General features: G+C 52.1%; 9 protein-coding genes. 3 read left to right on the forward strand and 6 right to left on the reverse strand.

The window, feature by feature from the left end; genetic code table 11:
• Positions 1–30: 30 nt before the first annotated feature.
• The 6 genes from GBK04_RS30545 to GBK04_RS11335 all read right to left on the reverse strand — a co-directional run bounded on the left by GBK04_RS30545 (position 31) and on the right by GBK04_RS11335 (position 9,123).
• Complete coding sequence (locus GBK04_RS30545) at positions 31–1,752, reverse strand: SusC/RagA family TonB-linked outer membrane protein (protein WP_373330899.1); 1,722 nt, start codon at positions 1,750–1,752, stop codon at positions 31–33.
• Positions 1,746–2,534 (reverse strand): TonB-dependent receptor plug domain-containing protein, encoded by a 789-nt coding sequence (locus GBK04_RS30550; protein WP_373330900.1) that lies wholly within the window; start codon positions 2,532–2,534, stop codon positions 1,746–1,748. Before GBK04_RS30550 ends, GBK04_RS30545 begins: the two co-directional genes overlap by 7 nt.
• A gap of 54 nt (positions 2,535–2,588) precedes the next feature.
• Positions 2,589–4,085, reverse strand: coding sequence for an L-fucose/L-arabinose isomerase family protein (locus GBK04_RS11320; RefSeq protein WP_152759729.1), 1,497 nt, complete (start codon positions 4,083–4,085; stop codon positions 2,589–2,591).
• Between the two features lie 75 nt (positions 4,086–4,160).
• Positions 4,161–5,420 (reverse strand): MFS transporter, encoded by a 1,260-nt coding sequence (locus GBK04_RS11325; protein ID WP_152759731.1) that lies wholly within the window; start codon positions 5,418–5,420, stop codon positions 4,161–4,163.
• Between the two features lie 217 nt (positions 5,421–5,637).
• Positions 5,638–6,978 carry an APC family permease gene (locus GBK04_RS11330; protein ID WP_152759732.1) on the reverse strand — a complete coding sequence of 447 codons (1,341 nt, stop codon included), beginning with the start codon at positions 6,976–6,978 and terminating at the stop codon, positions 5,638–5,640.
• A gap of 192 nt (positions 6,979–7,170) precedes the next feature.
• The gene (locus GBK04_RS11335; RefSeq protein ID WP_152759734.1) at positions 7,171–9,123 is read right to left on the reverse strand and encodes a hypothetical protein; all 1,953 of its coding nucleotides are present in this window, start codon (positions 9,121–9,123) and stop codon (positions 7,171–7,173) included.
• Between the two features lie 277 nt (positions 9,124–9,400).
• On the opposite strand from GBK04_RS11335, the gene GBK04_RS11340 reads away from it, so the two are divergent.
• From GBK04_RS11340 to GBK04_RS11350, 3 genes are all read left to right on the forward strand, one after another.
• A complete protein-coding gene (locus GBK04_RS11340) occupies positions 9,401–10,006 on the forward strand; it encodes an RNA polymerase sigma factor (protein ID WP_152759736.1) in 606 nt (201 codons plus the stop codon).
• 150 nt (positions 10,007–10,156) lie between these two features.
• Positions 10,157–11,275, forward strand: a complete 1,119-nt coding sequence (locus tag GBK04_RS11345) for a FecR family protein (protein WP_152759738.1) — start codon at positions 10,157–10,159, stop codon at positions 11,273–11,275.
• Between the two features lie 41 nt (positions 11,276–11,316).
• Positions 11,317–14,709 carry a TonB-dependent receptor gene (locus GBK04_RS11350; RefSeq protein WP_373330901.1) on the forward strand — a complete coding sequence of 1,131 codons (3,393 nt, stop codon included), beginning with the start codon at positions 11,317–11,319 and terminating at the stop codon, positions 14,707–14,709.

Raw genomic sequence — 14,709 nt, forward strand, 5'->3', positions numbered from 1 at the left:
GAATCAGATAAAAACTGGAAATGGGTGACCCTACTTCCGTAATCTGGTAGCTGGAATTGGCAATCCGCCCCCTTCGGTAGCCAGCTTAAGTACCTTGTTCTCGTTATGACTGAAGGTAAAATTGGTGTTCCATTCAAAGTTTTTCTTCAGAATATTGGTACTTTGAATTCCCAGTTCAAACCCTTTGTTCTCAATATCCCCGATGTTCTGGGTGGAACTGGTGAAGCCCGAAGCGGCGGGAAGCTGTACCGCCAGGAGCAGGTCGGTTTTGAGATCCTTGTATACATCCGCTGTGAGGGAGACCCGATCTTTGAAAAGACCCAGATCCAGACCTACATTGGTTTGCTTCGATTTCTCCCACGTCAGGTTATCATTGGATAAGGTAGCGGGTACCAAGCCGGGATTCAGGGCATTGTTCTTGATGTAGCGGGTGGTGGAGAGTAAACCGATGTGGGTGTAGTCACCGATCTGGTTATTGCCCGAAATACCATAGCTGGCTCGTAGCTTCAGATTGCTGATGAACCGGACATCTTTCATGAAATCTTCTTCGGCCAGGTTATACCCGATAGAAAGCGACGGGAAAGAGCCCCATTTGTTGTTGGCCCCGAACCGGGAACTACCGTCGCGGCGGACGGTGGCCGTGAGCAGGTACTTGCCAGCGTAGGAGTAATTGACCCGCGCCATAACCGACAGAAGCGCCCATTCATTAACGGTCTGGGTACCGGCGTTCACAATACCCGCCGTGATAAACGGGACGTATTCCGTAGGAAAATCGGACGCTCCTACTGATACCCGGTCGAAGCGGTTTTTCTGCGCGGTGAACCCCACCAGACCATTCACAAAATGCTTATTATTGAACACCCGGTTGTAGGTCAGCGTGTTCTCATTGAGCCAGTTCAAGTTTTCGGCTTTGGAGACACCCGCCGAGGCCGGATAATTGAGGGTGGTGAAATTAGGTACCGCTGAGGAGCGCCACAGTTTGATATTGTTCGAGCTAAAACTAATACCCACGGAGCTGCGGAAAGTAAGATCATTGGTCAGGTTTACCTCCACAAAATTGTTCGTAACCAGGTCCATGACCTTCCGGCGGTCGTCGGTACCCTCACTCACCGCCAATACGTTGGCCAGAAAGCCCAGCCCATCGGTTACGTCGGCCTGATTGAAGTAGTAGTTGCCCTGATCGTCGTACACCGGAATTGTAGGAGAGGCCGCTAACGCATTACTCAGCAGCCCGCCTTGTCCGTAGTGGGATTCCGTGTTGGCAAAGCGCCCGAACCCATAGGAACCAAACGTAGAGGTACCCAGCTTGATCCGCTTGGTGACCTGGGCGTCCACGTTCACCCGCAAATTGAAGCGGTTGTAGTCTGAATTGATAATGATTCCTTCCTGGGAAAAGTACCCCCCTGATAGGAAGTACTTGACCTGTTCGGTACCGCCGGTAGAAGATACCTGCACGTTCCTAACCGGGGCAGTTCTGAACAGCACATCCTGCCAATCGGTATCCGTGGTAATGGATTCCGGGTTCCTAAACTCGGGTCTGACCCGGGTTGCCGCCGACCGTACCTCGTTCGGGTCCGTTATTTTGCCCCCGGCATATACCCAGGCATTGTCGCGGCCATCAGCCAGGTAATCGGCGTACTGCCTTGAGTTCAACAATTCCAGTTTATGCGCCACCTCCTGAAAACCATAGGAAGCATCCACGCTGATTTGTGACTTGCCATAGGTACCCCGCTTGGTGGTGATTATCACCACGCCGTTGGCCCCCTTGACCCATAGATGGCCGTAGCCGAAGCGTCTTTCAGAATTTCGATGGATTCGATGTCCGAAGGGTTGATGGAAGCAAGCGGATTGACCCGGTTGCCGGTATTGCTGGCCATGCCGGCTGAGGAAAAACTATTGCCTCCGTAGCTGCGCATATCGGAACCACCTCCGCCCGAGCCAATGGCAAATCCATCGATTACGTACAACGGCTGGTTGCCGCCCGTAATGGAGCTAACGCCCCGGATCAGGATATTCATATTCCCGCCCGGTGCCCCGGTGGTTTGGGTTACCTGCACTCCCGGAGCTTTGCCCTGTAACATCTGATCGAAGCTGGCGGCCGAAGGCTGGATCAGCTGCTCGTTGGAAATTTTGGCAATGGAACCCGTCAAATCCTTTTTCCGCTGGGTACCGTAGCCGACAACCACCACGTCGTTGAGTTGCTGCATGTCCGCTTTCAGGGCTACCTCAATCTGCGAACGATTTGCAATGGGTACCTCTTGGAAGACATACCCGATAAAACTGACCACCAGCGTCGCTCCCGGCGATACATTCAACTGAAAGTTGCCGTTGGCATCTGTCGTAGTACCCAGCGTGGTACCTTTTTCGGCAATGGTAGCCCCGATCAGCGGACTTCCATCCTCGGCAGAAGTTACCTTACCCTGAACAAGTTGTTTTTCGGCCGATTGGGCGCTGGCTTTCGATAAGAGCGCCGACAGACCCGCGGCCAGGCATAAGAACAGCAGCGCCAGGCGATGCTTGAAAATGTGTTCCATGGTTAAAGGGTTTAGAAGTGAGAATTTAGAATTAGGGAGGTACCTACTTCTCCCTCAATTGATTACTACGGATTCGATGCCGAGATAATTAGCTATTTTCTGGATGGTACCGGCATGGTGCCCAACCCCCAGAGCAAAATGGTGCGTGGGCCCTTCCTTCATCCACCGCTTCAAAAAAGTCCTGACGTCGGGCTTGAAAAAGCCCCGGGTATTGGTGTTGCCCGTAGGCGGAATGGGCCCTTTGAGTGATTCCCCTTCGGCCAGCACAAATTTGAATTTGCCCTCGTAGGTAGAGCTGATGCTGAGCATAGTGATGGGCCCTTCCTTGATCTGAAACTCCACACCCGCCCCGAAACCTGGTTTTCCGTGGTATTTCTTAAGGCTGCGCAACACCGGCCGCCCTTCGGCGATGGCCACATTGTGAGGGCCGTCGTGCCCAACCAGCACAAAGTCTTCCCTGAAATCGACGGGATGGAATTCGGCGAAGCTACCCCCGATGCCCAGCCGCTCCATAATCAGCATAGCGATGCAAGTTTTCAGGTCCGACTCCCCGCACATCGGAAATCCCGCCCCGGTCAGCAGGGAGTTGCCTACGATCAGATTGGACATTACGACCCGGGTATCACTTCCGTCTTCGCCATCGTAGTAGTAGGCGAGCGCATCCAGGTTCTTATCCTTTACAAATTTTTCGAGGGCAACCGTGACCTGGGCCGAAATGTGCAGATCGGCATCTTTCAGCTTTTCCGAAATGGGATCAGATACCGGATCCGGCGTATCGAAGAAATCCAGAATCCGCTCCTTGACGGGGTCGATTTCCGCATCGGCGGCCGTTCGGAAACGGGAAACAATTTCGTGCGCCTCGCACTGGACAATGTGCGGACCGAAATGGGCGGTGAGCATGGTAGAATCCGAATGCATGTCCAGCATAGCCTCGATGGGATGCCCAATGTGTCCGATGCGTGCGGTTTTCAGATCGTGCAGTACCCGGGCGATCCGGCAGTATTCTTCGATTTCTGCTTCGGCAGCGGGGTCGTCGTGCAGAGTGCCGATGATCATTTCCGGTACCTTTTTGCCCATCCTGACCGCCACCCCGGCAAATTCGGGCAGCGAACAGATGTCGTCGTTGTAGAGCTGCAGGTAGGTGGACGCGTTCCCATAATCCAGAGCCTTGTCGGGTTGTAGAGCTACCAGTACAATGGGCGTATCGATGCTTTTGATGATGATGCCGAAGGTACTGGATGTAGCGTAGGTGAGCATGTCGCAGAATATCAGGTCCAGGTTGGCCCCTTTCAGCTTCGGGACCAGTTCGTAGGCCTTGGTGGCGTCATCGATCAGGCCAAAATCCAGGATCTCCACATCGCCGATGGCTTCAATTTTATGGAGCAGTGCTTCCTGCTTCTGAAGCAATTGATCCAGTAGTCCGTCGAACTGACTCCAGTATTTAAAGTACCCTACTCCAAATACTCCGATTCTGGCTTTGCTTTGCTTTCGATGCCGGAGAGGTAGCAGGTTTTCAGCCGCTTCCCCTTGTACTGCCGTGTTATTCTTCATTTTTTAAATTGTTGTCTGGTTAGTGCACTAAGTAAATTTTGTCAAAAAAAATCCCGGGAAAACGTGGCCCTCTCTTCAGGCATCCCCCGTAGGTACCGGTCGCAGGACCGAGTCGTACAGGGGTTTGATTTTGGGAATACAAAACAGGAAAATAACGAAAGCGATGGGGTACATCAGCCCCGAGGCGATCCAAAGAGGACGATAGGTATAGTCCTGGATAATCACCCCCATCAGAGGGTTGAGCAAGAGCCCGGAAACGGCTCCGGCCGTTCCGCTGAGTCCTACCACGGTCGAGGTAGCTTTTTCTCCAAAAATATCCGAAATAGAGGTGATGTAATTGGTAATCCAGAAACCATGAGCGAACATAAAAACGGACATCAGAGCAATGGCTACTTCTACGGAAGCGACCCACTCAATAACAGGAGCTACCAGCGTAAGCGCCGCCGCTACCCCCATGATGGTTTTACGTGCTCTGTCGATGGAATAGCCGCCCTTTATTAATCGGTCCGACAGGCCTCCCCCCAGAATATTAGCAATACCCAGGGCGAGAAAGGGTATCCAGAAAAGACTACCGATTCGCTCGAACGACACATTCCTTACCTCACTGAGGTACTTGGGAATCCAGAACATCAGGAAATAAAAAACCGGGTCCAGCAGAAACCGGACTAAAATAAATATCCATACCTGCCTGTTTTTCAGTAAGCTGACAAAAGAAACCGTCTGCTTACCGTCTTCGATCCTGGGACTATCAGTAGGCTGTACTGAGGGTACATTTTTCTTCCACGGAACCGCAAGCCACAGGACTACCCATACTATGCCTACCAATCCCGGAACGATGAAACCGCCCCGCCATCCGTACAAAGAAGCCAGCCAAATCGTAAGTGGCGGAGCCACTACCGCCCCAATGGCCGAACCGCCGATGGCAATGCCATTGGCCAGCGCCCGTTCTTTTTTATCAAACCAGGTGTACACGGTTTTGGCAGCACCCGGAAAACATCCTCCCTCGCCCATACCCAGTAAAAACCGGAAGGCGAGCAGTTGATTGAAGCTAGTCATAAAACCGTGCATGCAGTTGGCCACGGACCATAGTCCAACCGAAAGGGCCAGTCCGGCTTTGCTCCCGATTTTATCGATCAGCCATCCGCCCAGGGTGAACATCACGGCGTAGCTGATCAGGAAGCTGGTGTTAATCATGCCGTACTGTACATCTGTAAAGGCAAATTCTTTCTGGATTTTGATGATCGCAATAGAGAGTACCTGTCGGTCCAGGAAGCTGAGGCCGGTAGCCACAAAAAGCAGGAAAACAATAAACCAACGGGTAGAAGAATGATTCATTTACTTAACGCACTAAGTTAATAGCAACAAAACTATAACCTGCGTATTAATAAATCAATAGCTATTGAAATTTTATTTTAAAATATTGAAAGATTTACAGAAATGGCGCTACTAAGAAAGAGTAAGGCAGTTTCATGCATACCCCGCCAGATTTACCTTGGGCTAGTCTTGCAGAAGTCTAATTTTTTCATCCAGCACTAAACCTATCTACGCTGATTTAGGCATTCAGCCGCTTCACCCCCAGGTACAGTGGATAACTCACCACCAGAAATAGTAGCGCAAACTGCGAGCTGGGTAGGTCCTGTACCACGGCTCCGACCAGAAAGGCCACTGAGGCGATCAGCATTACGATGGGCAGCAAAGGGTAGGCAGGTACCTTCCACGGGCGGGGCAGGTTGGGTTCTTTTCGACGAAGAGCCAGCAGCGAAGCGAAGCCCGACGTATATCCCAGTACGAAGAAAAACGTGGCAATGTCTGAGAGTTTTTCGCAGGCTTCTTTTCCAATCAAAATCAGGAGAACGGCTAGTACCGCCGTGAGCAGCATAGACACCGAAGGGGTACCTCCCGCATTGACACGCGTTCCCGCACGTAGAAACAGCCCGTCGCGGCTCATGGAATAAAGCACGCGCGGGTTGAACATAAGTTGCGCGTTAACGATACCCAGAATGGAAATCATCAAAAACAGCGTGACAAACTTACCCGAACGTTCGCCGAAAATAAGTCGGACGGCATCAGCGGCGGCAAGCTTTGAACCTGCCAACTGGTCCATCGGCAGAATGTACAGAATGGCCAGATTGCAGAGTAGGTAGATGATAATAATCAGGCTTACACCGCCGATCATGGAACGGGGCAGGTTGCGGGTCGGGTCGCGGTCTTCTTCGGCAAAATAGGCGGCAGTGTGCCAGCCGTCGTAGGTATAGAAAATGGCCTGTAAAGAAAATATGACGGGGCCGATCCAGCTACCCGATTCGGCAATGCGGCTGGTGGTAGCAATCGTTTGCTCCGCCGTCACTTCCTGACCATAGAAATAGCAAAAAGCCACAAAAGCGAACAGACCTACCGCCTTGACAAAACTCATTACATTCTGAAACTGACTCGCCAGCGCTAACCCAATCCAGTGAAATCCGGCCAGCGTAACCAACATCGCAACCGCCAGATAAGGCTCGTACCCTACCAAAGCCGGCAACAACAAGGCCAGGTACTCACTCATGGTGTACACCCCGAAACCCAACGCCGCGCAGGTACCGAACCAGCTGTTGAGCCCCACCACAAATCCCGCGTAGCCGCCGAACGCCCGTTGGGCATACACATACCACGCCCCCGCCCTGGGCACCGAGGTACCTAGCTCGATGGTACATAGGGTACCTAAGAATGCGTACAAACTCACCAGCAGCCAAAGACCCATGATGAGCCATGCATCGCCGAGCTGGGCGGCAATGGGGCCGGGCTTGCGCAGGATACCGGTGCCAATGGTACCGCCAATGGTGACGGCAACGCCGAAGCCGACACCCAGGATTTTGAGTAGTTCGTTACGGGAAGTCGGAGCAGAGGTTTGCATGGATGGTTTTTCGGATAGAGTGACCTTCCGAAAGTACCAAATCTTTGCGAAAGGCAACCAGGCTATCCGGATATTTAGACCGAAACCTTAATTTGGCCTATTGAATACGCTTATCCTGATATTTCTAGACGGCAGTTGGGGTACCTGATGGTTAATCCAGGTCTTCTTAGGTAGGTACAAACCCTACCGAAGCTATATCTTTACCTCCAGGGTCCCATCTCCTTTTTCAATCCTGATACCTACCAAATTCTCCGGCTTATCTTTTCCCGCTTTTATCGTAAAACTTCCGTCGCCAAAAACCCTCGGTCGGTATTCCTTTCCCTGAATACGCTCGGTATATAACAGCTCTCCGGTTGTCTCGTCGATAACCTGCACTACCGGATTTTCGCTGACAAATTTGAGCGTAGGCAGGTACCCCGCCACGGTACGGCCGTCGTTTTCAGCCATCGCAAATGTACGAGGCCAGCCCGCGAATTGCCCCCCGCTGCCTTGGGTAGCATCGGCAAAGCGCGGCCAGCATTCCAGAGTAATCATGCGGGTTTTCTTATTGAAGCGTACCAGTCCATAGCCATCGGCACGGGCATTGCGATTGTCCCGAAGCTCCTTGGCGTCTTTTGGGGCGGGGTTGGCGTAGGCGTACATCGTAATTTTATTCCCCAAGCCATCCTCATAATCACCTGTCCACGGTAACGGACCATCTATTTTGGGGCCACCGCCTGCCTTTTCATCGAGTGGCCACCACCAACGGCCGTAGACCGTGTTGACCAGAGCCGGATTGGTGAACGACATGGGGCCGTCGCGATAGGTGTCGATGCCGTGCTTGACAATCACGCTCAGGTGCTGGTCGCCGCAAAGGTGGGTAGCGAGGCAACGGCGGATTTCGCGCAGGGCATTGTTCCGGCCCGTTTGGGGCCAGCCGTTACAGTCGAGGTCGGCCAGTAATCGGTTTTCCATGGTACCATGCAGATGAACGGCTCCGCAAAAGGCCGTTTGGGACAGGACTACTTTCATTTCGGCACCCTGCCAATCTTGCCCCCACTCCCGCAGGAACTTAATTTGCCGCTCGCCGAGCAATTCCAGACCGGGCAGATCCACAGCTTTGCGGTCGTAGCTAGGGTCTACGATGTGGTCGGGGCGAGGGCCCATTTTGGGGATATTCCCATTGGGCCCACTCTTGAATTTGCGGTCTTCGATGATGGCGAAATCCACGCCGCCTATTTTGAGATTGGTGTAGTAAACACCGATACCCTGTTGGATGGGTGTAGGATCATAGGCATCGGGCAGGTGCCAGGTTTGGCAGCGTTCTACCATTTTCACATACTCGGGCGGATAGTAGTAGCCGCCCGTATCACCGGCCGGACTATCGGCCACGCCTCCACCTGCCCCCCAGAAATTACCCTGCCCCACGTCGTGGTCGTCGGGAATCATAATCGTGGGGCGATCTTTCATGATTTCGGCAAATTGCACGCCGAACAGCAAGATGCCGTAGGTATGGTACTGATGGACGTACGACTGGTCTCCCGCAAAAAACAGAATGTCGGGGTCATGGAATTTCAGATTTCGTATGTACTCCTGCCGTTCTTCGACCGTTTCGTCACGGAAAGAGTTGCACGACATGGTTGCGATTTTAATCTCGTCCCGGCCAATGGGGTCAGGACGGATGGTACCTTCAAATGTAGCTTGCTTACCCAGACTCACCCGGTAGGGTACCTCCGCCGTATCATCCCATTTCTCGATCCTAAAATGCGCGCTCCAGCCCGGATAGACGATTTTCTCCTTTGCTACCTTTTTCCATTTGCCCTTCTGCTTCAATTCCAGCGTTACGGTATCGGGCTCATTGGGATAGAGGGGAAAAAGTTGGGTGGTCATTTTCAGTACGCCGCGGTCGTGGGTGTAGACGGCGTAAGCGATTACCCTGGAACGCGGACGTTTCTGCATAAATCGACTCATCTGCTCGTCACCTTTCCAGTTCCACCATTCGCCCGTGGCGCAGGCGTCCAGCGGCTTGCCGCGCTCGGTACCGAAGGGAAACGGAGCGTTCATCTTGTCGTAGGCACTGGCGTATAGTGAGGGTAGGTAGGCCGCCAGGGCGAGAGACGATGTTTTCTTGATGAATTGGCGGCGGCTATTTTTATTTGATTCCATGGGTTTTAAAATCGCTCACACGGGATTTCCGAGCAACAGATTGGTTAAGGTTTGAGAGCTAGGAGTAGAAAAGGATCAGTGAAAAAGGCTTCATTGATTCCACCCTAGCCACGGGTCTATCAAGGAGTCAGAGGATCCCCTTACCCCCCGTTACCCATTCCGAATTACACTATTTTCAAAAAAATATACCCGACCAAATCAGGGCGCGTCGGGAATCGGGTAGAATCATTGATGTATCTTTGTGTATTATTCAAAGCTTTACATGGTACCTTAAGCCGTGGGAATTGAGGACAAAGTAACACATGACAAGCTAACCTGGAATGCGTTCCGGGCGGGGGATCGAACTGCCTTTGCCCGATTGTTTGAGCTGCATTACCGGCAACTCTATTCTTACGGAAAGCAATTCCTGACCGATAGCTCCCTGACAGAAGATGCCATTCAGGATCTGTTCATCACCCTGTGGCGAACCCGGAGCAATCTGTCCGAGGTCGATAATGTCAAGTTTTACCTGTTTCGCTGCCTGCGGCGTAACATCCGACGCCTGTCGGAACGTGAGAAACGAAGCCAGCCCCAGGATTTCTCCGCATCGGCTGGCTCTTTGGCCGATCAGCTACAAACCCCTGCCTTTACCGATGGCAATGATGAAGCCCTCCTGAATCGCCGCCTGAAATCGATTATTGATCAACTACCCCGACGCCAGCGGGAGGTGGTGCTGCTCCGCTATTATGAGAGTTTCAAGACTGAGGAGATTGCCCTCCTGATGGGGATTTCGGAAAAGACGGTGCGCAATACTCTGTTCAATGCCATGACTACCTTACGCGAGAGCTCGCATATCCTGAAAGCCTGTTTCGAGATACTTTTGATTTTATTTCTATTATCTTGATATAAAGCATTTTGTATTTATATCAAGGTCTTCGAATTGCACTCTTTCAACTTTTTCTTGCAAAAAACTTCACGATGATTGGGTCATCTTCCAGTTTCATGCCTTTACCTTCTATAACGCATATTTCAAGCCAACCACTTAGACTTTTCTTTGGAAAACTACCCAACTTTTACGGCCGAAGATTTCATCCAGGACGAGCGATTCCGGAGATGGTTTCTTTCCGGCTATTCTGAAGACGACGACTTTTGGCAGGATTTTCAACAGCAGTACCCTGAACGCAAAACCGTTCTGGAAGCTGCCCAAGTCCTGCTTCGCGCCCTGCACGAAGCACAGTCTTTTCCTACCAGCGAGCAAGGCGAACGCATGTGGACGGGTATCGACAAAGAAACGCAAGACCTGTTCCTTTCAGGAATCAGGGAAGATGCAACAATACAGCAACGTTCGGCAGCCGTGCGCCCGCTTTGGAAATGGCTTTCGGTTGCCGCCGCCGTACTATTAGTGGCTGGGCTGGGCTGGGTAACCCTCCGGAAGGCAAATCAGGGGCCAGATACCTACTCGGGCAACCCACCGGAGTCGGTGCTTACGTTGGTAGAAAAGGCCAATGAATCCGGCCAGTTGCAGAAGGTTCGGCTGAGCGATGGCAGCCAGGTGGTTCTGTATCCTGGTAGTCGAATCAGCTACGCGAACCCCTTTGAGAAAGAAAGCCGGAAGGTTTTTCTTTCGGGAAAAGGCTACTTCGAGGTAGTTAAAGACGACACCAAGCCCTTCACCGTCTTTGCCAACCAGCTGGTTACCCAGGTAGTGGGGACAAGCTTCACGATTGATGCCTTTGAAGGAAATAAGTCGCCCAGTGTGGAGGTCAGGACGGGCCGCGTAAAGGTATTCACGCTGGAAAAGTACCGGGATTCGGAACAGGGAAAGCCCGAAGTAATGGTGCTGCTGACGGCCAACCAGCAGGTACGCTATAATGTGGCCAGTAGCGGTTTTGATATTGGCTATGTACCCAAACCCGCGGTAATTAAAGCCCCGGAGGCACATCCTGATTTTTACTTCAAAAACGTAGCCATATCGGACGTATTCAAAACAGTGGAGGATTCTTACGGTGTAAAGATCGAGTTCAATGAAGCACTTCTCAAAGACTGTCGCATTACTGCACCCCTCGGCAACGAGCCTCTTTTCCGCAAGCTAGACATCGTTTGCCAAACGGTTGGGGCTACCTATGAAGTGTGGGGTACCCGGATCGTGGTGTCAGGGGGTGGATGCAAATGAAAACAAATGATGTATTTATAAACCTAACCAACTTCACCTTCATGAAAAAACAACTACGAATGATTACCAGGCCGCGTCGGATCATGGGCATTGCCTTTCTGCAATGCGGCTTCATCCTGGCATTCGCCAGCCTGTCGCTGGCCCGCGATGTACTGGCCCAGCATTTGCTGGATCAGCAGATTACCGTCAAAGTACAAAATAAGGATTTGGGAACAGTACTCCAACGGCTTGAAAAAGCGGCCAAGGTGCATTTTGCCTACATCCCGCAGCTTATTGACAATGATCGGAAACTCTCGGTAAGCGCCCAAAATGAAACGCTGCGTTCTGTGCTGGATCGAATATTGCTTTCGAACGGCCTTTCCTACGAAGTCTCGGGTGATTTCATCGTCCTTAAGAAAAGCACCGATTCACCCACCGCCATCCATAGTTCCGCTCCCAGCGCCATAGCGGTCGACATTAATGTTTCCGGTACTGTCAAAGACGAAAACGGGGGACCGCTGCCGGGGGTAAGCATTGTGCTGAAAGGTACCCAACGCGGCACTACCACCGACACGGAAGGCAAATTCAGTCTGAATGTACCCGATCAGACTGCCGTTCTGGTTTTCAGCTTTGTAGGGTACCGTAGCCAGGAGGTCGCTGTCGGGAACCAAACCACGGTCAATCTTACCCTGAATCCCGACGAGAGCGCGCTCGACGAGGTAGTGGTGGTAGGGTATGGTACCCAGAAGAAAGTGAATGTGATCGGTTCGGTTTCTCAGATTACTTCGGAAAATATCGAGAATCGTCCCGTCACCCAGGCTTCCCAGGCCATTACAGGCCAGATGCCGGGCGTGACGGTAACCCAGAGCACCGGTCGGCCGGGCGTGAGTGGCGGAACGATAAGGGTACGGGGAGTTGGGTCGTTTGGCGCTACCCCGAACGCTCTGGTTCTGATCGATGGCATTCCGGGCGACATGAACGATATCAATCCCAACGACATCAAAACGATTTCGGTCCTCAAGGATGCTTCCTCGGCGGCCATTTACGGAGCCCGTTCCGCGAACGGCGTGGTGCTAATTACGACCAAAATGGGTACCTCCGACAAGTTATCGGTCAGCTACGACGGCTACACCGGTTTCAACAGCGCGACGAAGTTGCCTGATTTTGTGAACTCGTGGGAATATGCCGAGATGTTCAATATCGCCTCAGGCAGCAACAGTTTCTCGGCCGATGACATTGCGAAGTACCGTTCCCAGTCCGATCCTGACAATTACCCCAACACCCGTTTTCTAGAAGATCTGTTTTCCCGCAACGGGCGGCAAACCCAGCACACCGTCACACTCAACGGCGGCAACGAGAATAACAAATTTTTCCTCTCGGGTGGCATCCTGCAGCAGCAGGGCATCATCCCCAAGAACGAGTATAACCGCTACAACCTCAGGGCGAATCTGCAAAACAAAATCGGCAGTCAGTTCGAGTTGACGACCCGGCTCTCCGGTTCTATTGACAAACGGGAAGAACCGCAAGCCACGGGCAATAAGGGAGGGGAACTGACCGACCAATTGATCCAGAATGCCGTAAGGTACCCTGCCATCTACCTGGGCCAGGCCTCCAATGGCGACTTTGGCATTGGGCCCGAGAGTGGGGGTACGCCCGCCGCCTGGTTGCAGTCCGATTCCTACTTCCGGGCGCCAACCTCACGTTTTGGCATCAACACCAAGCTGGATTGGAAACCCATCGCTGGTTTGGTTCTCTCGGCCATTGGCGGGTATAATTTTTCTTTGGTTGAGCGTCGTTCTTATCTAGCCTCACAAAGGCTAGACGATCAGATTACTTTGAACCAGTCTTCTTTGAACCAATTAAGCAACAAGCAAATTTATAAGACGCTTCAATTTACTGGGGAGTATGACAAAGAACTAAACAACCACTTTCTTAGCGTCCTGATAGGCTATTCTTTTGAAAAGCAAGACAGTTCCTATTTTGGTGGGTACCGCCAGAATTTCCCCAGCAACCAGTATACGGTTCTGGATCTGGGCGGATTGGACAATCAGCAGTCGGGTGGGTACGATGCCGCCTGGGCGATTCAGTCGTTGTTTTCGCGCCTGAAGTATAGCTTCATGGAGAAGTACCTCTTTGAGGTAACAGTCAGAAACGACGGTTCGTCCCGCTTCCCCACGGGCCAGAAGTACGCTTTCTTTCCATCGGCTGCGGTAGGCTGGCGCATCGCGCAGGAGCCTTTTATGAAACCGCTCTCCTGGTTGTCTGACCTGAAACTGAAAGCCTCGTACGGGGTGCTGGGAAACCAGAACATTGGGAACTACCCTTACCAGCAGGTACTGGCGGCAGGCCGCAACTATCCTTTTGGTAATAATTTGAACATCGGGGCGGCTTACTCTAATTATACCGATCCCAATATCAAGTGGGAAAGCACCACTACTTTTGACTTCGGTATTGAGTCGGCATTTTTCAACAATAAACTCACGTTCAACGTCACCTACTTCAACCGGCAAACCGACGACATCCTATTCAAGCCCTCTTCGAGTGTGTCGTCCGTACTAGGGGTCAACATCGGTGAAACCAACACGGGTGCCATGTCGAACAAAGGCTGGGAGTTCGATCTGGGCCACCGCAACCGCTTCAAAGATTTCAGCTACTCGATCAACGCCAACTTCTCGATCATCAACAACCAGGTAGTCACGCTGGGATTAGGAAATGTCAACCAGCCCAACGGCTTGGTGGGCAACGGCTCCAACCTCTTCATCGGGTACCCCATGCAGATGTACTACGGCTACCTTTCCGATGGGGTCTTCATCAGCCAGGACGACATCACCCAATGGCCTGACCAGACTAAAGTAACGCCCAAAGCCGTACCGGGTGACATCCGCTACAAGGACATAAGTGGGCCCGACGGGGTACCCGACGGCAAGGTGGATCCTACCTACGACCGTACCTACCTCGGAAGCCAGATCCCCAAGTACACCTTCGGTACCAACCTCGGATTCACGTTCAAGTCATTCGATTTTTCGGCCTTCCTGCAAGGAGTAGCGGGCGTGAGTGGACAACTCAATGGATATGCGGGCTACGCATTTTTCAATCTGGGTAATATCCAGCGCTGGCAGATGGACGGTCGCTTCAATCCCGATAATCCGACCCGCTATCCCGACTACCCGCGCCTGGAAGTGATCTCGAACAGCGGAACGCCCAACACGGTCACCTCGGATTTCTGGGTCCTGAATGCTTCCTATTTACGGGTCAAGAACTTGCAATTAGGATATAGCTTGCCGGAAAAATGGTTGAAACCTCTTCATGTCAAAAGAACCCGAATTTACATGAGTGCCGAAAATTTGCTGACGTTCAGCAAGTACAGACAGGGCTGGGATCCCGAAATCAATGGCGGCGGTGCCTACTATCCCATCCTGAGAACAGTAACATTTGGCCTCAACCTCAAACTTTGA

It is taken from the genome of Salmonirosea aquatica, assembly GCF_009296315.1.
GTDB classification, from domain to species: Bacteria; Bacteroidota; Bacteroidia; order Cytophagales; family Spirosomataceae; genus Salmonirosea; species Salmonirosea aquatica.